Below are 20,268 nucleotides of genomic sequence, written 5' to 3'. Positions count from 1 at the left end.
GGCGTGCCCCCGTTCAGCGCCGTACCCCCCGGTGGCCCCACGCCATTCGTCGCGGACCTGCACATCCACTCGAAGTACTCGCGCGCGTGCAGCCGCGACCTCACCACGCCGAACCTCGCGTGGTGGGCTCGACGCAAGGGCATCGGCCTGCTCGGCACCGGCGACTTCACCCACCCCGCCTGGTACGACCACCTGCGGGAGACACTGCGTCCGGCCGAACCGGGGCTCTACCGGCTCGACCCGGAGGCGGAGCGGGACGTCGCCCGCCGGCTGCCGCCCCGACTCGCCAGCACGGCGGAGGCGGACCCGGTCCGGTTCATGCTGAGCGTGGAGATCTCCACCATCTACAAGCGGGACGACCGGACCCGCAAGGTGCACCACCTGATCTACCTGCCCGATCTGGACGCGGTGGCCCGGTTCAACACCGCGCTCGGCCGGATCGGCAACCTCGGCTCCGACGGCCGGCCGATCCTCGGGCTGGACTCCCGCGACCTGCTGGAGATCACCCTGGAGGCCAGCCCGGGCGGCTTCCTGGTGCCGGCGCACATCTGGACGCCGTGGTTCTCCGCGCTGGGCTCGAAGTCCGGCTTCGACGCGATCGCGGACTGCTACGCCGACCTGGCTGAGCACATCTTCGCCGTGGAGACCGGTCTCTCCTCCGATCCGGCGATGAACTGGCGGGTCGGCAGCCTGGACGGCTACCAGCTGGTGTCCAACTCGGACGCGCACTCTCCCCCGGCCCTGGGCCGGGAGGCAACGGTGCTGACCGCTGAACGGGACTACTTTGCCGTCCGGGAGGCGCTGCGGACCGGCGACGGCCTGGCCGGCACCGTCGAGTTCTTCCCGGAAGAGGGCAAATACCACGCGGACGGGCACCGGCTGTGTGGGGTCAACTGGTCTCCGGAGCGGACCAGGGCCGCTGGCGGGCGCTGCCCCGAGTGCGGCAAGCCGCTCACCGTGGGCGTCCTCAGTCGGGTCGAGGAGCTGGCGGACCGGCCGGAGGGGCACCGGCCGGCGCACGCCCGGGACGTCACCCATCTGGTGCCGCTGGCCGAGATCCTCGGCGAGCTCAACAAGGTGGGCGCCCGGTCGAAGAAGGTCGAGGGGCGACTCAACGAGTTGCTGGCCGCGCTCGGCCCCGAGCTGGAGATCCTCACCACGACGCCGCTGACCGACATCGCGCAGGCAGGTGGTGAGCTGCTCGCGGAGGGCATCGGGCGGTTGCGGCGCGGCGATGTGCGCCGGGTGCCGGGCTACGACGGCGAGTACGGGGTGATCACGCTCTTCGACCCGGGGGAGCTGGATGCCAGCGCGGGCTCGGCCCAGGAGACGCTGTTCGACGTACCGGTGCCAGCGCAGCGGCGACCCGCGGAGCCGGCGGCCCGCTCGACGGCCAAGCGTCCGGCGGCGAAGGCGGAGCCGAAGCGTAAGCCGACCCCGGCCCCCGCCCCGCCGATCGCGTCGCCGCCGTCTCCCCACGAACCGTTCGAGCCGATGCTCTCCGGCATGGAGGAGGTCGGCACCGGCCTGCTGGACCGGCTGGACGCGATGCAGCGGGTGGCCGCCTCCGCTCCCGGCGGTCCGCTGCTGATCGTCGCTGGTCCGGGCACCGGCAAGACCAGAACCCTCACCCACCGGATCGCGTACCTTTGCGCGGAGCTGAACGTCTTTCCGGAGCACTGCCTCGCGATCACGTTCACCCGCCGGGCCGCCGAGGAGCTGCGGCACCGCCTCGACAGCCTGCTCGGCCCGGTCGCCGAGGACGTCACCGTCGGTACGTTCCACGCACTGGGGTTGACCATCCTGCGGGAGAACGTCGACGCGGCGGGCCTACCGGCCGACTTCCGCATCGCCGACGACGCGGAGCGGGCGGCAGCCCGGTCGGAGGCCGGCGACGACAGCGCCAGCTATACGGCACTGCTGCGCAAGCAGGACCTGGTCGACCTGGACGAGCTGGTGAGCCTGCCGGTGGAGCTGTTGCGGGCCGACCGTGAGCTGGTCGAGCGGTACCGGGACCGCTGGCGGTGGATCTTCGTCGACGAGTACCAGGACGTCGACGCGATGCAGTACGAGCTACTGCGGCTGCTCAGCCCGGCGGACGGCAACCTGTGCGCGATCGGTGACCCGGACCAGGCGATCTACTCGTTCCGGGGCGCCGACGTCGGCTACTTCCTGCGCTTCTCCCAGGACTTCACCGACGCCCGGCTGGTCCGGCTCAACCGCAACTACCGCTCGTCGGCGCCGATTCTGGCCGCCGCCGTGCAGGCCATCGCACCGTCCTCGCTGGTCCGCGGCCGACGGCTGGACCCGGCCCGACTCGACCCGGAGGCACCCCTGATCGGCCGGTACCCGGCGGCGTCCGTCGCCGAGGAGGCCGACTTCGTGGTCCGCACGGTCGACGAGCTGGTTGGCGGGCTGTCCCACCGGTCATTGGACTCGGGCCGGATCGACGGCCGGTCCACCTCGCTGTCCTTCTCCGACATCGCCGTGCTGTACCGCACCGACGCGCAGGCCGCGCCGATCGTGGACGCCCTGACCCGGGCCAACATCCCGGTGCAGAAGCGCTCACACGACCGGCTGCGGGACCGGCCCGGGGTGGCGGCCATCGCCCGCGAGCTGCGGCACGCCGACGGGTTGGCCGGCTCGCTGGCCGCCCGGGTACGGCTGGCCGGCCAGGTCGTCGCGGAGCGGTTCGCCATGCCCACCCTGGATGGCGCCGGCGGCACGGTACGTCCCGAGGACGTCCGCTCGGCCGTGGACCTGCTGACCCCGCTGGCCCGACGCTGCGGCGACGACCTGGAGACGTTCCTGTCGCAACTGGCCACCGGCGCGGAGGTCGACGCGCTCGACCCGCGCGCGGAGGCGGTCACCCTGCTCACCCTGCACGCCGCGAAGGGCCTGGAGTTCCCGGTGGTCTTCCTGGTCGGCGTCGAGGACGGGTTGCTGCCGCTGCGCTGGCCGGGCTCGACGCCCGACGAGGACGCGGTCGCCGAGGAGCGCCGGCTCTTCTTCGTCGGCCTGACCAGGGCCCAGGATCGGCTGTACGTGAGTCACGCCGCCCGTCGCACCCGACACGGCGCGGAGCGTGACTGTGTTCCGTCGCCGTTTCTCGGCGTCGTCGACCCGGGCCTGTTCGAGAGGTTCGGCGAGGCGGAGCCGCGTCGCCCCAAGGACCGCCAGCTCCGCCTCATCTGACGTTCGCCCGCGTCCAGCGGGCTGATCAGATCACCCGAGGAGCACGGCGAGCCAGGCGCCCGCGAGCAGGGCTGGACCAAGTGGCAGCAGGGTGTCCCGGCGCACCCGTCGCGCGGCGAGCAGCCCGAGCGCCAGGCCACCGTGCAGCAGGTGGGGCAGGAGCAGCCCGGTCAGCAGGGCGTCCCGGCCCAGCCAGCCGAGCGGCAGGCCGAGGACGGCGGCGAGCTTCACGTCCCCGAAGCCCAACCGGGACCGGGGCAGCAGGGCCAGCAGCACGTGCGCCGCGCCAGCGACGGCCGCGCCGACCAGCGCATTGACCAACCGGCCCGGAGTGCCGGCCAGCAGCGCCGCACCGGTCAGGCCGACGAGGGCCAGCACCCCGGCGGCGAGGACCAGCGGGTCAGGCAGTCGCAGGCAGGCCAGGTCCACCACGGCCAGCACCAGCCCCACCGCTGCCACCGCGAGGAGGACCGGCAACGCCGGGTCGTCAGCCCGCGCGACCGCGAGCCCGCCGAACACCACGGCCGCCACCACCGGGCTGAGCCACGCCCGGGTGTCGCGTCGAGGTCCCGGCCTGATCGACGCGGTCGTGAAGCGCCGGGCCAGCGGGGGGACGACGAGGCCGACCAGTGCGCCGAGCAGCGTCACCGGCACCAGCGCAGCGGCCGACATGGGCCGGACGTTACCGGCGGTCGCCCACCGGCGCGGCCCCCGACCGTGATTCCGCGCCCGCCCGGCGGGGACGCTCGGTGCTCACGACCACAGCAACCCCGGCGACGATGACCGCGCCTCCGAGCAGCACCTGCGGGGTGATCGGCTCGGCCACCAGCAGCGCGCCGAGCGCCACCGCGACCGCCGGGTTGACATAGGCGTACGTCGACACCAGCGAGATGGGCGCGTTGTGCAGCAGCCAGACGTACGCGGTGAACGCCACCAGCGAGCCGGCCACCATGAGGTAGCCCAACGCCAACCAGGACCGGGTGCTGACCGCGGCCGGGTGGAAGTCGGCGAACTCGCCCCGGCCAGCGGCGACGACGGCCAGCACCAGAGCGCCGGCCAGCATCTCGTACACCGTGGCCACGAAGGGGTCGGCGGGCATCCGGATCCGTCCGGACAGGAACGAGCCGACCGACCAGGAGGTGGCCGCCGCGACAATGGTCAACGCCCCGACCAGCGGTACCGCGTCCGCGCTGCCGGCGGGCAGCACCAGCAGGACCAGGCCCGCAAAGCCCAGGGTGACCCCGGCGAACGTCCAGATCGGCGGTCGGTCCCCGGTGGTGGAGCGCAACAGCACCACGAGCAGCGGCACGGTCGCCACCAGCAGCGCGGCGATCCCGGACGGCACCGCCACTCCGGGCGGCCCGGATTCGGCGAGCACCACCAGGCCGTTGCCGCCGGCGAGCAGGAGCACCCCGATCAGCGCGGCGGAGCCGACCTGCCGCCAGTCCACCCGCAGTGCGCCCGGGCCTCGGCGCAGCCGCAGCACCACCGCCAGGATCAGGCCGGCGACGGCAAACCGCAGGGCGGCCGACAGCAGCGGGGGCAGCGTCTCCACGGTGATCCGGATGGCCAGATAGGTGGAACCCCAGAGCACGTAGACCACGATCAGCGCGGTCCAGATCAGGGTCGGTGCGGCGCCTGCGCGGCGGCCGGCGAGGGCAGCGGCGCTCGGTGGAGGTGAGCTCATCGGTGGACCACGCTACGGTGACGTCGGAGTCGGCGTCGCGCATTGGTGGCCGGCCTCTCACCACTTGTGCAGGAGGGCGGCATGACGAACTACGGACCACCGGGGGGTGACAACCCGGGACCGTGGCGTGGACAACGACCCGACGAGACGCCTGGACGGCCGGTACAACCGCCCTACCCGGCAGCACCCGAGCCCTACCCGCCGGCCGTTCCGTCCTACCCGCCCGCACCCCAGGGACGACCCGGGCAGTACGGCGACACACCCGCCGCGCCCTACGGAAGCGGTTCGGAGACGCCGTACCGTGCCTACGGAGGCGGTTCGGGAACGGCGTACGGCGGTCCGCCCGGGGCGCCGTACGGTGGTCCGCCGCCCGGGACGCCGTACGGCGGCAGAACCGAGGCTCCCTACGGGCACGAGCCCGGAGCGCCCTACGGAGGCTCGTACCGGCCGACCGAGGCGAGCCCGGCGTACGGCGGGCAGCCGTACCGACCCGACGACAGCCCGTACGGCGGGGACCCCGCACCGACACCGGGCAGGCGCGGTCGAGGACCGTTGATCGCGGTACTGGCCGTCGTGCTGCTGGTGGTCGCTGTCGGCGGTGCGTTCTGGCTCCTCCGCGGGCAGGACGACGATCCAGCGCCGGTGGCCGCGCCAACCGGTTCGGCCGTTGCTGGTGAGCCCAGCGCGGACGCGGACGCGCCAGCACCGAGCGCCGCCGCGCCGGAGTCGTCGGCCGATCCCCGGTTCGTCAAGGTCGGCCAGTGCATCCGCAATGACGGCGTGCCCGGCGGCAAGCCCAAGCTGCTGATCAGCGGCTGCGCCCCGAAGTCGTACGAGGTGTTGAGTCGGATCGACGGCGCGACCAGCGGCGAACGCGACGCCAAGGCCAAGTGCGACAAGGTCGAGGGTTACACCGACTGGTTCTCCTTCGACAGCGAGCTGGACACTCTCGACTTCGTCCTCTGCCTCAAGCAGCGCTGAGACCACCCACCCTTGGGGATGACATGACGACCTACGGACCAGCGGGTTCCGGCCAGCCGGACGACCCGTACCAACGCCCGCCCACCGGGTCCGACGGCCCGCCACCGGTCGAGGAGACCCTGCCCCAGTGGGGTGCCCCGCCGCCCGGCGATGATCCGACCCGCCAGCAGTGGGGGCCGCCGCCGACCGGCGCTGAGCCGCCGACCGTACCGATGTGGGCACCGCCGCCCACCTCGGGCCCGGGTTACCCGCCGCCCGGGCCGTTCCCGCCGGCCGGGCCGTTCCCACCGGCCGGGCCGATGCCGCCGCCCGGGCCGATGCCGGGTCAGCCGCCCACGCCGTGGGGTCAGCCGCCTCCTGGCGGCTACGGGATGCCGCCCCTCGCGCCGGTGAAGAAGACCGGCCGCAAGGTCGCGCTCATCATCACGCTGGTGGTGCTACTCGTGCTCTGCCCGTGCCTCGGCCTGGCCGGTTGGGCGGTCTGGAAGGTCGCCGACGGAAGCGGTGACGCCGCGCGTACGCCGTCGACGAGCGCGCCGGTCGTTCCGCCCGCCCTGCCCAGCGACGCACCGACGTCGGCCGCGCCGACTCCGGATGAGGAGTTCGCCCGGGGAGACTGCGTGGTGAACGACGGCACTGAGGACGACGCGGAGCTGCGCAAGGTGTCGTGCGGCCCGAACACCTACCAGGTGCTGTTGCGGATTCCGGCGACGACCGACGCGGACCGGTGCGACACGCTCGCGCCGCAGGCAACCGCGAACTACGTGCACGACAACTCGGTCGACCTGTTCGACTACGTGCTCTGTCTGAAAAAGCGGTAACTCCGATTGCCAAAACTAGGGCTGTCTAGCGTCCAGGCTAGACAGCCCTAGTTTTCTGTCGACGGCCTCGACACGCCAGTAGCCCCATCTACCCATCTCTAGCCCCGCAGCTAGACGGCCCGATACTCTGCGATGCGTGGATCCGGTCCGCAACCCGTACGCGCCGGGCGCCGGCCAGCGTCCGCCCGAACTCGCCGGGCGGGGGCGGGAGCTGGACGTCTTCGACATCGTGCTCGAGCGCATCGCACGAGGCCGCCCCGAACGCAGCCTGATGCTCACCGGGCTACGCGGAGTCGGCAAGACGGTCCTGCTCAACACTCTCCGGTCGCAAGCGATCAACCGTCTCTGGGGCAGCGGCAAGATCGAGGCACGGCCGGACCAGTCGTTGCGTCGCCCGGTCGCCGCCGCGCTGCACATGGCGGTCCGGGAGCTCGCCCCCCGACACCGCGCGCCCGATCGGATCGACACGTTCCTCGGCGTCCTCAAGGCGTTCGCCCAACGGTCCGCCCCGACCGGCCGGGCCGGTGCCGCCCCGAAGCTGCGCGACCGGTGGCAGCCCGGCATCGACGTGCCGGCGGCCAGCGGCCGAGCCGACTCCGGCGACATCGAGATCGACCTGGTCGAGCTGTTCAGCGACGCCGCCGCCGTGGCCAGCGACGTGGGCACCGGCATTGCCATCTTCATCGACGAGATGCAGGATCTCGGCCCGGAGGACGTGTCGGCGCTCTGCGCCGCCTGCCATGAGCTGTCCCAGCTCGGCGCGCCGCTGATCGTCGTCGGCGCCGGCCTGCCGCACCTGCCGGCGGTGCTCAGCGCCGCCAAGTCGTACTCCGAACGGTTGTTCCGCTACCAACGCATCGACCGGCTCGACCGGATCGCCGCCGACCAGGCCCTCTGCGCGCCCGCCGAACGTGAAGAGGTCGAGTACGAGCAGAAGGCACTCGACCTGCTCTACGAGAAGTCCGGCGGCTATCCCTACTTCGTCCAGGCGTACGGCAAGGCGACCTGGGATCACGCGCCACGCTCGCCGATCACCGCCGCCGACGTGCGGGTTGCCGCGCCCGAGGCGGAAGCCGAACTGGCGGTCGGGTTCTTCGGCTCCCGGTTCGAACGAGCCACCCCCGCCGAGCGCGAGTACATGCGGGCGATGGCCACGATGTCCGTGGTCGACGGCGAGTCCGGAGCAGTGGTCCGCGACGACATGGATGCCGCGGTGCCCACCGCGGAGATCGCCCGGGCTCTCGGCCGCAAACCCGCCAGCCTCTCCCCAGCCCGGGACGCGCTGATCAAGAAGGGGTTGATCTACTCCGGTGAGCGGGGCACTGTCGCCTTCACGGTCCCGCACTTCGGCCGGTACCTCCGCACCCAGCCGGCCTGACCGGCACTCACCGCATCGGCGCAGTCAGACCTTGGACCAGGGCGCCGGAAAGAGCACCTCGCCGCGGGGCGGCGGCCCCTCCTCACTGGTGGACGGCGGCAGCACCAGCGCCTGCCACGGCTCACCGAGACCGGCCCACGGGCCGGTCAGGCCCAGCTCGGTCGCAGGGCCGAAGCCGAACCGCCGGTAGAAGGCCGGGTCACCGAGGACCACGACCAACCGCTCGTCCAGCTCGGTGGAGGCGTCCAGGGCGGCCTGCACAACCGCCGTGCCGTGCCCGACGCGCTGTCGATGCGGCGCGACCGCCACCGGGCCGAGTGCCAGGGCGGGCACGTCCGAACCCCGCTCCGGCCGCACCCGCACCCGGGTGAGCAGCGCGTAACCGACCACCTCGCCGCCGTACTCGGCGATCATGGCCAACTCCGGCAGCCAGGCGGCGGTGCCGCGCAACTCGTCGACCAGGCTCACCTCCGGCGGCGTCGCCACGTCCGGGCGGGCGAAAGCGGCGGCCAGCACGCGGCGGACCGGGCCGGCGTCGGCCGGGTCCTCGGGTCGTAGCCGCAGCGTGGTCACCCGCGCGACGTTACCCGCCACGGCCGGTCCATCCGTGACGGTCGCTCCAATCGGCGTGGCGCAGGTACACGGCCACCGATCCGGATCCGGCTGTTGCCGGGGTAGCAAACGCCGCGACGGGGTATGACTGATTCATGACGCCCGTACGCTCCCTCGCCCGTGCCATGTTGAGCGGCATCTTCGTGGTCAGCGGCTACCGCAACTTCCGTTCCCCCCAGCGGCTCGCCCAGAAGGCCGCGCCGGTTACCGAACGGGTGGCGCCGCTGCTGCAGAAGGTGCACCCCAGCTTCCCCACCGGGACCGAGCAGCTGATCCGGATCAACTCCGCGGTGCAGCTCGGCGCCGGGCTGATGCTCGCCACCGGGCGACTGACCCGGCCCGCCGCGCTGGTTCTCGCCGGCACGCTGGTGCCGACGACCATTGCCGGACATGCCTTCTGGAACGACGACGACCCGGCCACGCGCGACGCGAACAAGGTCAATTTCCTGAAGAACGTCGGTCTCCTCGGCGGTCTGCTGCTCGCCGCGGCCGACACCGAGGGCAAGCCGGGTCTGCGCTGGCGAACCGGCCACCGCATCGGCCACTCTCGACGTTCCATGGAGCGCGCCGTCCGGACGGCCAAGCGGGAGGCCCGGATCGCCGTCCGGTCCGCCTCCACCGCACGTCGACTCCCGGGCTGACCTGCGTCGATCCATCTCTGTGCCGCCCCCACCCCCGCTAAGGCCGCGAATTACCTGAACCACCCGGTAGGCGTTAACGCGGTGGAAATGTCAAAAACATGTGTGGGATCGGACACGGTCGCATAACGCGGGAGGCACTGACGTGAGGCGCCGTTCTAGGCTCCGTGCAGGACCTGGACGGGTAGGACGACCTTGGTATGGGGGTGGCCACGCCATGCCGACGGCTGTCGGTAGACGGGCGGACCGCCTCGCCCTGATACAACGCGTAACGCGTGGGATCGATCGCAGGAACGTTGTACGGGGTGCCATCGTGGTCGCGGTCGTCTACGCCGCATGGCTCGCCATCGGCGCCTTCGGGCGGCCGTACAACTTCTTCGACATGAAGATCTACCACGGTGCCGTGGTGTGGTGGGCGAGCGGTCACGAGCTCTACGAGTTCATCGCGCCCGGGACCACACTCGGTTTCACCTACCCGCCGTTCGCCGGGCTGGTCATGCTGCCGATGGCGCAGCTCCCGATCGGCGCGGCCGGCATGGTCAACGCTGCCGCCAGCATCGCCGCGTTGGCGCTGGCGCTTGCCGGGCTGCTCCGCCCCATCGTGGACCGGCTGGCGTGGCCACTGTGGTTCACGGTGGCCGTGGCGGTGCCGCTCGCGGTCGCCATCGAGCCAGGTCGGGAGACCCTCGGCTACGGCCAGGTCAACATCCTGCTGTTCGCGTTGATCATGGCCGACCTGATCGGCCTACGCTGGCGCTCCCGCCGGGGCACCCACTACGCCGCGACGGACGGCCCCCTGCTGCGCTTCGTCTACGGCGGAGCCTGGGCCGGCGCCGGCATCGGCCTGGCCACCGCCGTCAAGCTCACCCCGGCACTGTTCATCGCCTACCTGCTGATCACTCGCCAGTGGCGGGTGGCGGCCACTGCCATCGGCACCACGATCGGCGTGACGGTGGCGAGCTTCGTGATCGTCGGCGACGAGTCACGGGCGTACTTCGGCAGCGTGCTCTGGCAGACCGAGCGGGTCGGCGCGGCCGACATGACTCCCAACCAGTCGCTTGCCGGCCTGCTCGCCCGGCTGTACGACTCGATCGAGACACCCGGGCTGCTCTGGCTCGCCTTCTCGGTGCTGATCCTGGCGCTGGGCCTGTCCCGGGCGGCCAGCTCCCGCGCCGATGGCGACGAGTTGACCGCGTTCACGCTGGTCGGTCTCACCGCGAACGTGATCAGCCCGATCTCCTGGACGCACCACCTGGTCTGGGTGATCCCGGCGATCATCGTGCTGGGCGACGCCGCGGTGCGCCGCCGAGAGGCGAGCCGGGGGATGCCGCAGCGCACCGGCCAGGGCTCGATGTCTGGCGGGCTGCCCGGGGTCAACGGGCTCCGGCCGCCGATCTGGTACCCCACGTTGACGGGGCTCCGCCACGGCGTCGCCGCGATCGGGCTCTACCTGCTGTTCCTGATCTCCCCGATCTGGCCGTACGAGCACCAACTGCCGGAGATGTCGCACTACCAGGACGGTCTCTTCGGAGCGCTGATGGAGAACTCTCTCGCGGTCGCCCTGATCGTGCTGGTCGCCGCACTGCCCTGGCGCCCCGGTGCGGAGCCGGCGTTCTACGGCGACCGGCTCGCCAGGGCCGTGGTGCTCAACGGCCGCCGTTGAGCACGGTCAGGGGCAGTTGACCCATTCCTCGGTGCCATCGGTGAAGACCTGCCGCTTCCAGATCGGCAGCCGCGCCTTGACCTCGTCGACCAGTCGGGCACAGGCCGCGAAGGCCGCCGCCCGGTGGGCGGTGCTCACCGCGGCGACCAGCGCCACGTCACCGATCGCCAGTGGGCCGACCCGGTGCGAGACCGCCACCGCGTAGACGTCGGGCTCGGCGGCGATCTCAGCGGCCACCTCGCGCAGCACCTGCGCGGCGCTCGGGTGGCCTTCGTACTCCAGGCTCGTGACCTGGCGGCCGTGGTCGTGGTCGCGGACCACGCCCTGGAAGGAGACCACCGCGCCGGCCCGGCGGTCGCTGACCGCCGCCTCGTGCGTGGCAAGGTCGAGCGGCTGATCGGTGATCTCGCCGAAGGTGATCGCCGGTGCGGTCACGACGCACGCTCCCCAGGCAGCAACGGCAGCGGCACGATCGGCACCCGGTCGCCCGGCTCGCCGCTGGTGCCCGGCCGGATGACGGCGAACCCGTCCGCGCCGGCCAGGCCGCGCAGCATCGCCGAGCCGACGTGTCGCACCGGCGACGCGGTGCCGGCGGCCCGGTCGAGCCGGACCAGTGCCAGGTGGGTGTGGTCACCGCGACCGGGCACCGCCTCGGCCAACGTGGCCTGCGGCAGCACCGGCATCGAGCGGCCCTGTAGGCCGGCGAGCAGTGGGGCGACCAGCGACACCAGCGCGACGATGGCGGACTGTGGGTTGCCCGGCAGCCCGGCCACGAACCGGACCCGCCCGTCGTGGCCGGACAGCCGGGCCAGCAGCATCGGGAAGCCCGGGCGGACCGCCACGGTGTTGACCACGTAGTCGGCGCCGAGCGCCTCCAGGGTCGGATGCAGGTGGTCGACCGGGCCGTTCATCGTGCCGCCGGTGGTGCACACCAGGTCGGCGGTGGCCAGCGCCGAGCGCAGGGCCGCCACGTGCGCGGGCAGCGTGTCGGCCACCGGGCCGACCACGTCGGATGGGCGGACCTGGCAGCCGTACCGCCGCAGCCACGCCGGCACCGCGGGGCCCAGCGCGTCCCGGACCCGACCCGCCGCGGGCGGGCCCGTGGTCAGCAACTCATCGCCGAAGACCAGCAGCGCGGCGCGCGGCGCCCGCCGGACCCGCAGCGTGTCGTGCCCGCAGGAGGCCGCCAAGCCGATCACCGCCGGGTCCACCGGCGTGCCGACCGGCAACAGTTCCTCATCGGCGTACGCCTCCTCGCCGGGCTGCCGCCACTCCGGCGTCTCCCGGGGAGTGCCGCTGACCAGGCCATCGGTGGTCGTGGACTCCTCCACGCGCAGCACGGCGGTGGCGCCCTCGGGCACCATGGCCCCGGTCGCGATCTCGACGGTCGTGTCGTCCTCGGTGAGCGGCGCGGGGGTGCTGCCCGCCAACACCCGGCCAACGACGCGCCACGGGCCACCGCCGCGCACCGCCCAGCCGTCCACGCTGGAGGTCGGGAAGGCGGGCAGGTCGGTGCGGGTGGTCAGCGGCTCAGCCAGGGTCGACCCGTCAGTGTCGACCAATGGTCGGGCGACGACGGGCAGCGCGGCGGCGAGACCGACCGCGTAGACCCGTGACCGTGCTTCCTCCCACCCGGCTGGCGGCGGGGGTGCGGCGACCCGATCCGCGGCGGGTGCGGTTTCCGTGCTCACCGACCGAGCCTATCGGCACGGACCGACACCCGCCCGGGCCTGGCGTGGACGGGTCAGTGGTCTCCGCCGCGAAGTTGATCGACGGTGTGCCCGAGGATCGGCCCGAGCACGGCCAAGCCGTCCCGGGCACCGCCGGTCGAGCCGGGCAGGTTGATCACCAGCATCCGGCCGGCGACCCCGGCCAGGCCCCGGGACAGCACCGAGGTGGGCACCCGGTCCCGACTGTGCGCGCGGATCGCCTCGGCGATGCCGGGGATCTCGTAATCCAGCAGACCCCGGGTCACGTCCGGTGTCCGATCCGACGGGGTCACCCCGGTGCCCCCGCTGGTCAGCACCACGTCGACACCGTCAGCGCGGGCGGCCTGCACGGCGGCGCCGACCGGCTCACCGTCGGGCACCACCACCGGCTCGTCGACCTGGCACCCCAGCTCGCGCAGGCCGGCGACGAGCAGCGGCCCGCTGGTGTCGGCGTAGACACCGGCCGCAGCCCGATTGGACGCGACGATCACCCGGGCCCGGATCACGGCCGGTCCTCCGGCCGGACCCACTCGCCGGTCTTACCGCCCTCCTTGCGCAGCACCCGGACCGCCTCCACCGAGGCCGCCGGGTCGACGGCCTTGACCATGTCGATCAGAGCGAGACCGGCGACGGCGACCGCCGTGAGTGCCTCCATCTCCACCCCCGTACGGTCCGCCGTGCGGGCGGTGGCCGTGATCTCCACGGTGTCGGCGGTCAACCGCAGGTCGACGGTGACGCCGTGCAGGGCGATCGGGTGGCACAGCGGGATCAGATCCGGAGTGCGCTTGGCCCCCATGATCCCGGCCAACCGACCGACCGCCAACGCGTCGCCCTTGGGCAGCCCGTCGCGGTGCAGCAGGTCGATGACCTCGGGCGTGGTCCGCAAACGGCCGGCCGCGACGGCCAGTCGGCCCGTCACCGCCTTGGCAGAGACATCGACCATGCGGGCCGCGCCAGCGCGGTCGACGTGGCTGAGCTGCGGGGGTTCGGTCACGGTCGTGAGCCTATCGGTGCGGTACGACGGTGCTCGGAAGGAGCGGCGCCGCGGTGCCCGCCGCGCCGGGTGCTGACGGCGCATCGGCCGGACGCCGCTCCTTCCTCACCGACCCGCCGCCGAGGTCGCTGGGGGGGACCTGGCAGCGGGCGCGTGTCGACGACCTGGTTCTGCCCAGGGGCAGAACCTCCCCCGTTCGTCGATACGACCGAGAAGCTACCGGGCCCGGCGATAAGAAATCGATAAGCGCCGGCAGGCTGGTCAGCGCCCCACGTCCACGGCCCTGTCATCCAACTCGGCAAGGCGACGCTCGGCCTCGAAGCGCTCCGGCACGCCCATCCTCCGGAAGATCGCCAACGCCCGCTCCCAGTGCCGCCGGGCCTCCGCCGCGTCGACTCGGGCGAATTGTTCGGCGAGACCGGCCAGGGCGCGCCCCTGCTCGTGCGGGTGCGAGATCCGAGTCGCCAACCGCAATGCCTCCTGGTGCATCTCGGCCGCCTCGCCGCCCCGCCCCTGTGCCATCAGGGTGCGCCCGAGCTCGTTCAGCGCAGCCGCCTCGACGTGTCGTTCCCCCGAGCCGATCGACAGCTTTCGGGCCACCTCGTGCTGCTGCTGGGCCTCGACCAGACGGCCAAGACCGCGATAGGCGATCCCGAGGTCGTTGCGCACCTCGGCCTCGGCATACCGGTGGCCGGTGCGGTCACGCAGAGCCAACGAGGCCATGAGGATTCGGATCGCCTGGGGGTAATCGCCCATGCGGACGCGCACGGCACCGATGTGGCTGAGTGCGTTGAGCACATGGAAGTCTTCGGAGTTCGTCCGGGCCCACGCCAGGTGCAGGCGGTGCAGGCGCAACGCCTCCTCGTAACGACCCAGCGACGTCAGTGCTATGCCGATGTTCGGCAGCACCATCGGCACCCTGACGTTGCCGTACCCCTTGTAATCACGCAGGCACTCCAAACCGACCGCTACCGCTTCGGTCAGGTTGCCGCTCCACCAGTAGACAGCTGCGAGATTGGCGCGGTACCGCGCGGTGTTCAGCATGTCCCGTGAGTCTCTGAAGAGGGCGACCGCGCGGGTCAGGTGGTTGAGCGCACCCCGGTTATCGCCGGTCCGGACGTAGGCGGAAGCGAGGTAGTTGTTCATCAACGCCATTGCATTGATGTCCCCAGTTGCCTCCGCCGCGGTCAGCCCGTGCCGGTGGGTCATGATGATGTCCTCGAAGTATCCGCGGATGTAACAGAATCGCCAGAGGGCACGGGCCAGTCGCCAGGAGTGCTCGTGAAAGCCCGCCGCAAGCGCCGACGACACCATCGTCACCAGGTCCGTCCGCTCCGTCTCCAACCAGTCGGCGGTGGGCTCCCCGATGCCCTCGACCAGCTCGGGTCGCCCGAACGAAAGGTGAGTGACGTGGAATCTGATGACCCCGGGCTCCAGCGTCTCTGCGGCCCTCAGCGCCGACTCCAGCGTGAAGTCGAGCAGTTGAGCCAGCCCGAGCCTTCGGTCGCTCGCGGAGTCAGTACGCGAGCACAGCTCGACGGAGTACTGGCGCATGAGATCGTGCAACCGATATCGCGTCGAGTCGAGGTCCTCTACCAAGTTCCGGTCGACAAGGTCATCGAGCGTCGCGCGAGCTTCCGCAACGGTCAGGCCGGTCAGCGCGGCGACGGCCGGCGGGCCGAAACGATTGCCGGGATACAGGCTCAGGAACCGGAAGACTCGCCTGGCCGGCTCCGAGAGTGGCTCGTAGGAGGCGGCAAAGGCACCGGAGACCGTGCTCTCTTCGCCAGCTAGATGTCGTAGTGCTGCCGTGGCTCCGTCCATCTGTTCGGCGAGATCCGCCAATCGCCAACCGCGTCGATGGGCCAGTCGGGCACCGGCCAGCCGGATCGCCAGTGGGAGATGGCCGCACCGTCGAACCACCTCGACCGCCGCATCCGGCTCGGCCTCGACACGGTCTCGACCGACAGTGGAGGCGAGGAGGTCCACACTCTCTTCAGTAGTCAGGACCGGCAGGGTCTGCGAAGGCCCCACGTCCGGATGGGAAAGTCGTCGCCGCGACGTCACCAGCACGACGGCGGTCGGCTCAGCCGGCAGGAGAGGAAGGATCTGTTCGCTGCTCGCGGCATTGTCGAGGACGATCACAGACCTCCGGCGGGCCAGTTCTCGTCGCCACAACTCCACCTTGGCGTCGAACTCGACCGGAACTTGATCGGCTGGCACCCCAAGCTGACGAAGCAGGGTGACCAGGGCGCTCGCTGGCTCCACCCGATTCTTCTCGCCATGCCCACACAGGTCGATGAACAGTGCGGCGTCCGGGTACCGGGCGGACACCTGGCGCGCCAGGTGCACGGCGAGGGCCGTTTTGCCGCTGCCCGCCATGCCGTCGATCATGTGCACGGCCGGTACACGTTCCTCGACTCGCCGAGTCTCCCCAAGTAGCCGCGTTACCACGTCCTCCCTGCCGACGAAGTCGGTTACGGCGCGGGGGAGGTGATCTACCAATTCGGGCCGACGTACCTTCGCGGGAACCACTACGGCCGCCGGGGCATGCGCGTTCAAGGCGGAGAGTGCACCCAGGCCGGCCGGGCGGGCTGCGGCACTGTTCCTCGCGAGCGGCGGAGCCACCGTGAGGATCGTGCGGTAGAGAGTCTGGAGCCCAGAACCCGGGATGATCCCAAGCTCCGCCGCCAGCCTCGCGCGGACCTCCCCGTACTCGGCGAGCGCACCGGCGTGATCGCCGCGCTCGTACAGCGCCCGTATGAGAAGGACGTACGCCGGTTCCCGGAGGGGGTGACGCACGACGACATCCCGCAGCAGCGGGATCGCCAGGTCATCCCGTCCCAATCTCAGCTGTACGTCGGTGAGGAGTTCGATGGCCAACAGCCGTTCCTCCTCCGCGGCCGCGCTGCGTGCGGTGAGCACGGGTCCGAGCGGGACACCGGCGAGCATTGACCCCTGCCACCGCGCCACGGCAGACCCCAGCAGTTCCAGCGCCCGGTCCAGACGGCCAGCCATTAGGGCTTCCCGGCCTGCGACACGCTCCATCTCGAAGCGAAACACGTCGATAAGCTCCGGCCTCAGGGCAAGCCGGTAACCGGTCTGCTGCTTAACGATGACGCCCCGGCCCGTCTCGAAAGTCTCGAAAGTCCGACGCAGATTGGCGGCGTAGGTACGCACATTTGCGACCGCAGAGCGCGGCGGGCTGTCGGGCCACAGCTCGTCAACCAGGTCGTTCAGCGTAACCAGTTGCCCAGGTTGGACAGCGAGCGTGGCAAGAACAGCCCGCTGTTTAGGCGTACCAAGGTGCAGTTTGCGAGCGGGCAGTTGCACCGAGAGGCCGCCCAGAAGCTGAATCTCCACTCGTCCCCCTGCTCTAGCGGGGTAGACAGACGATCACGCGACGAAGCTTACGGACACCGAACGTAACGGGCCGATGCCAATCGGGCAGGACGGCCGTTAACGGCCACCGCAGCGTCCAGCGACCAGGCTGGCCAGCGCCGGTGCAACGTGCCTAGTGCAGGTTGCCGCCTTCTGACCGAGAGCAAGTTGCAGGATGCGCGCCCGGCCGACCATTGATTGCGCCTCCCGGCATTCCTAGACGAACAGCTTGCCCAACCGGCTGTGACCTCTGCCCGAACTCCAGATGATGCAGCGGGCCGGAAGCCCGCAGACTTGAGAGGATACGCAGACATAACCCATCGGATTCAACCTGCCGCAACGAGCGACGGCTCCAGAAGAAGAAGGTGTGAACCTCCACGGTGCGCTTAGAAGCGCGGACAGAACGTTACAAACCATCTTCCAGTTGGCTGATATTGCGCATAGAGACATATGGCGGCCTCTAACGGGCTTTATCTCCATTACGCTATCCCCGTCAGCAAGCCGGTGCATTAATGGCTAATCCATGATTTGCCATTAATGCCTGAGCCTCGGGGAGGTAGTCATGCGCGGCAACGAGTGGATGTGACAATGCGCGGGCCTGCCGTTGGCCCCTTGTCGTGCGCTACGGTGCCAGGAGCAGACCCGGCACCCTCGGGAGCGGCATGCCTTCCCAAGCGCAGAGCGACCAAGAAGATCATCGACGACTGACTCTGATCATCGGCGTCATCGGCGCTGCGGCTTCGGTGGTCTGTGCGCTGTCCCTGATGGCGGCGGTCGCCCATCCCCCGGCAACCGTGACCGAGGTTGCCACTGTCGTAGCACTCATCTCAATGATCGCCGTTGCCACGATGGTCAAGGCAAGGGTGAGAATCCGATCGACCACACACTCGATCACCTGGAATGAGACCGCGATCGTCGTCGGAGTGGCGGTCGCTCCAGCGCCCTGGGTCGTGCTGTGCACGGCAGTTGGGGTAGCCGTGGCTTTTGCGGTCCTGCGTCTGCCGGCGATCAAGATGGCGTTCAGCATCGGGAAGAACACGATCGTTGCCGCCGGTGCGGGGCTGACTCTCGTAGCGATGGACTGGGCATGGCCGCCCTCGAAACTCATCGACTTCATCCACCTCGTCGGCCCGGTAGCCCTCGCCTATCTGGCCGCCACGCTGCTCGACGAGATCATCGCGATCCCGGTCATCGCGATAGCTTCTGGCAGCAGCGTTCGTCAGCAGTTCCGCACAAACTGGGATCTACGCGGCGTCGGTGTGGCGCTACGGTTTCTCGTCGCCATCTGCACCCTGCTCCTCCTTCGTGCCGACCCACGACTCCTGGTGGCCGTTCCGCCACTCGTGCTCAGCCTGCACCTGGCCTACTCCACGCGAATCCGTTCCAGGACGGAACAGCAGGCGTGGCAGCGGCTGGCCCGCACCACCGACGCGCTCAACGTGGTCGACCTGGACAACGTCCTCACCACCGCCGTCACCCAGGCCGCCGAGTTGTTCTCCGCCGACGAGGTCGAGATCGAGCTGCGCGACGGTGACCGCACCGTGCGCGGCGGCACCGGCGGCATCACCTTCGACGGCCCGACCGGTACGCCCGCCGAGGTGGACGGCACCATCGTCCCCGCGCCGCTGGAAGGTCACGACCGGTCCGTCGACGTCGGCGTGCTGCGACTGCGCTTCCGCGGCCCGGTGCAGCTCTCCGAGCGGGAGCAGTACACCCTGCGCACCTTCGCCTCCGCGCTCTGCACGGCCGTCCGCAACGCTCAGGCGTACGCCGAGTTGGCCCGGGTGGCCGACGAGCACGCGTACGCGGCCACGCACGACGCGCTGACCGGCCTGGCCAACCGTCGGCACCTCCTCGACCAGGGCACCGAGCAGTTGAGCACCCGGCACGCGGACGGGGTGACCGCGCTGGTGCTCATCGACCTGAACCACTTCAAGGAGGTCAACGACACGCTCGGGCACGCCGCTGGCGACCAGGTGCTGGTGCAGGTCGCCGACCGGTTGCGGGGCGCCGCCCAGGCGAGTGACCTGGTGGCCCGCCTCGGCGGCGACGAGTTCGCCGTACTCCTGCGCGGCCTGCCGGCCCCGGCAGTGGCCGCACACCGGGCCGAGACGCTGCTCGCCGCTCTGCATGAGCCGTTCGAGCTGGACGGCATGCGGATCAGCGTCGAGGCCAGCGGCGGGATCTCGGTCGCCCCGTCGAGCGGTGGCATGGCCGAACTGCTGCGCCGCGCCGACGTTGCCATGTACCAGGCCAAACGGGCCGGGCAAAGGATCTCCACGTACGCCCCGACCCGGGACACCGCCGACCTGGGCCGCCTCACCCTCGGTGGCGAACTGCCACGGGCGGTCGCCGACCACGAGTTCGTCGTCAACTTCCAACCGATCGTCGATCTGGGCACCGGCGAGGTGACCAGCGCGGAGGCGCTGGCCCGCTGGCATCACCCCATCCACGGCATGATCGACCCCCTGCGCTTCCTGGAGGCGGTGGAGCGCTCGGGCCTGCTGCCGGCCTTCGCCGAAGCGATCCTCGACCAGGCGCTGATCGCGGCGGCCAACTGGCGCGACGCCGGCTTCGACGTACCGGTCGCGGTCAACGTGTCCCCGCGCAGCCTGCTCGACGCGCGATTCCCGGGCTCGGTGCTGGCCCGCCTGCGCGCCCACGACCTACCACCGGACCGGCTGGTGCTGGAGCTGACGGAGACGCTGACGCTCAGCCAACTCGACGTGGTCGACCGGGTGCTCAGCCGGCTGCGCGACGAGGGTGTCCGGTTGGCGTTGGACGACTTCGGCACCGGCTACTCCTCGCTATCCCTGCTCTCCCGGATCCCTGTGCACGAGCTGAAGATCGACCGGAGCTTCGTGACGACGATGGAGAGCTCGGCGGAGGCCGCCGCTGTCATCCGCTCCACCCTCGACCTGGGCCGCAGCCTCGACCTGGACGTGGTGGCCGAGGGGGTGGAGAGCGAGCCGCAGCGGCGGGCACTCTGGGAATTGGGCTGCGTCGCCGGCCAAGGGCACCTGTTCGCCCGGCCGATGCCGTCCGGCACCCTGCTCGCGGCGATGCAACGCGGGTCGGGCGGCCGGCCGGGTGCCCTGGCCGCGCCGCTGCACGACGCCGGCGCGGTGATCCGGTTGAGCCAGAACCGCCGTCAGGCCGGCCGCGCCCGCCCCGACCGCCTCCCGCACCTCCCCGCCTGACCGCGCACC

At 71.2% G+C, this 20,268-nt stretch carries 15 protein-coding genes; 7 read left to right on the top strand and 8 right to left on the bottom strand.

Going from position 1 to position 20,268, the window contains the following annotated elements; genetic code table 11:
- Window positions 1–3: 3 nt before the first annotated feature.
- The gene (locus ABZS37_RS13340; RefSeq protein WP_355168574.1) at window positions 4–3,195 is read left to right on the top strand and encodes a UvrD-helicase domain-containing protein; all 3,192 of its coding nucleotides are present in this window, start codon (window positions 4–6) and stop codon (window positions 3,193–3,195) included.
- A 30-nt stretch (window positions 3,196–3,225) separates the two neighbouring features.
- On the opposite strand, the gene ABZS37_RS13335 is transcribed toward ABZS37_RS13340, so the two are convergent.
- Both ABZS37_RS13335 and ABZS37_RS13330 read right to left on the bottom strand, forming a co-directional pair.
- Window positions 3,226–3,867: a prepilin peptidase gene (locus ABZS37_RS13335; protein ID WP_355168572.1), complete on the bottom strand. Its 642-nt coding sequence runs from the start codon at window positions 3,865–3,867 to the stop codon at window positions 3,226–3,228.
- Window positions 3,868–3,877: 10 nt separating this feature from the next.
- Complete coding sequence (locus ABZS37_RS13330; RefSeq protein ID WP_355168570.1) at window positions 3,878–4,882, bottom strand: EamA family transporter; 1,005 nt, start codon at window positions 4,880–4,882, stop codon at window positions 3,878–3,880.
- A 552-nt stretch (window positions 4,883–5,434) separates the two neighbouring features.
- On the opposite strand from ABZS37_RS13330, the gene ABZS37_RS13325 reads away from it, so the two are divergent.
- The 3 genes from ABZS37_RS13325 (at window position 5,435) to ABZS37_RS13315 (ending at window position 8,062) form a co-directional block, all read left to right on the top strand.
- A complete protein-coding gene (locus tag ABZS37_RS13325) occupies window positions 5,435–5,863 on the top strand; it encodes a hypothetical protein (protein ID WP_355168568.1) in 429 nt (142 codons plus the stop codon).
- A 371-nt stretch (window positions 5,864–6,234) separates the two neighbouring features.
- Window positions 6,235–6,684, top strand: coding sequence for a hypothetical protein (locus tag ABZS37_RS13320; protein ID WP_355168745.1), 450 nt, complete (start codon window positions 6,235–6,237; stop codon window positions 6,682–6,684).
- 136 nt (window positions 6,685–6,820) lie between these two features.
- Window positions 6,821–8,062, top strand: coding sequence for an ATP-binding protein (locus ABZS37_RS13315; protein WP_355168566.1), 1,242 nt, complete (start codon window positions 6,821–6,823; stop codon window positions 8,060–8,062).
- 24 nt (window positions 8,063–8,086) lie between these two features.
- Here the strand turns inward: ABZS37_RS13315 and ABZS37_RS13310 are convergent, their stop codons facing one another.
- On the bottom strand, window positions 8,087–8,635 hold the full coding sequence (locus tag ABZS37_RS13310) for an N-acetyltransferase (RefSeq protein ID WP_355168564.1): 549 nt from the start codon (window positions 8,633–8,635) through the stop codon (window positions 8,087–8,089).
- A 134-nt stretch (window positions 8,636–8,769) separates the two neighbouring features.
- On the opposite strand from ABZS37_RS13310, the gene ABZS37_RS13305 reads away from it, so the two are divergent.
- The gene (locus tag ABZS37_RS13305) at window positions 8,770–9,315 is read left to right on the top strand and encodes a DoxX family protein (protein WP_355168562.1); all 546 of its coding nucleotides are present in this window, start codon (window positions 8,770–8,772) and stop codon (window positions 9,313–9,315) included.
- A gap of 214 nt (window positions 9,316–9,529) precedes the next feature.
- Window positions 9,530–10,975: a glycosyltransferase 87 family protein gene (locus ABZS37_RS13300; protein WP_355168560.1), complete on the top strand. Its 1,446-nt coding sequence runs from the start codon at window positions 9,530–9,532 to the stop codon at window positions 10,973–10,975.
- A gap of 6 nt (window positions 10,976–10,981) precedes the next feature.
- On the opposite strand, the gene ABZS37_RS13295 is transcribed toward ABZS37_RS13300, so the two are convergent.
- The 5 genes from ABZS37_RS13295 to ABZS37_RS13275 form a co-directional block, all read right to left on the bottom strand.
- Window positions 10,982–11,410, bottom strand: a complete 429-nt coding sequence (locus ABZS37_RS13295) for a molybdenum cofactor biosynthesis protein MoaE (protein ID WP_355168558.1) — start codon at window positions 11,408–11,410, stop codon at window positions 10,982–10,984.
- Window positions 11,407–12,666 carry a molybdopterin molybdotransferase MoeA gene (locus ABZS37_RS13290; protein WP_355168556.1) on the bottom strand — a complete coding sequence of 420 codons (1,260 nt, stop codon included), beginning with the start codon at window positions 12,664–12,666 and terminating at the stop codon, window positions 11,407–11,409. Before ABZS37_RS13290 ends, ABZS37_RS13295 begins: the two co-directional genes overlap by 4 nt.
- 53 nt (window positions 12,667–12,719) lie before the next feature.
- A complete protein-coding gene (locus ABZS37_RS13285; RefSeq protein WP_355168555.1) occupies window positions 12,720–13,190 on the bottom strand; it encodes a MogA/MoaB family molybdenum cofactor biosynthesis protein in 471 nt (156 codons plus the stop codon).
- On the bottom strand, window positions 13,187–13,678 hold the full coding sequence (gene moaC / locus ABZS37_RS13280; RefSeq protein WP_354993024.1) for a cyclic pyranopterin monophosphate synthase MoaC: 492 nt from the start codon (window positions 13,676–13,678) through the stop codon (window positions 13,187–13,189). Before moaC ends, ABZS37_RS13285 begins: the two co-directional genes overlap by 4 nt.
- A 261-nt stretch (window positions 13,679–13,939) precedes the next feature.
- Window positions 13,940–17,041: a BTAD domain-containing putative transcriptional regulator gene (locus ABZS37_RS13275; RefSeq protein ID WP_355168553.1), complete on the bottom strand. Its 3,102-nt coding sequence runs from the start codon at window positions 17,039–17,041 to the stop codon at window positions 13,940–13,942.
- Window positions 17,042–17,721: 680 nt separating this feature from the next.
- Between ABZS37_RS13275 and ABZS37_RS13270 the strand changes: the two genes are divergently transcribed.
- Window positions 17,722–20,259, top strand: coding sequence for a bifunctional diguanylate cyclase/phosphodiesterase (locus ABZS37_RS13270; RefSeq protein WP_355168551.1), 2,538 nt, complete (start codon window positions 17,722–17,724; stop codon window positions 20,257–20,259).
- Window positions 20,260–20,268: the final 9 nt, after the last annotated feature.

This window comes from Micromonospora sp. NPDC005413, from assembly GCF_040606435.1.
GTDB lineage: Bacteria > Actinomycetota > Actinomycetes > Mycobacteriales > Micromonosporaceae > Micromonospora.
Note: the sequence above shows the minus strand (reverse complement) of the source record. Positions and strands in the feature narration are given on the sequence as shown.

What these genes read in the sequence shown, in the direction of transcription:
- ABZS37_RS13335 (WP_355168572.1), bottom strand. Translation starts at nt 3,867, where the DNA reads ATGTCGGCCGCTGCGCTGGTGCCGGTGACGCTGCTCGGCGCACTGGTC.
- ABZS37_RS13330 (WP_355168570.1), bottom strand. Translation starts at nt 4,882, where the DNA reads ATGAGCTCACCTCCACCGAGCGCCGCTGCCCTCGCCGGCCGCCGCGCA.
- ABZS37_RS13320 (WP_355168745.1), top strand. Translation starts at nt 6,235, where the DNA reads ATGCCGCCCCTCGCGCCGGTGAAGAAGACCGGCCGCAAGGTCGCGCTC.
- ABZS37_RS13305 (WP_355168562.1), top strand. Translation starts at nt 8,770, where the DNA reads ATGACGCCCGTACGCTCCCTCGCCCGTGCCATGTTGAGCGGCATCTTC.
- ABZS37_RS13300 (WP_355168560.1), top strand. Translation starts at nt 9,530, where the DNA reads ATGCCGACGGCTGTCGGTAGACGGGCGGACCGCCTCGCCCTGATACAA.
- ABZS37_RS13270 (WP_355168551.1), top strand. Translation starts at nt 17,722, where the DNA reads ATGCCTTCCCAAGCGCAGAGCGACCAAGAAGATCATCGACGACTGACT.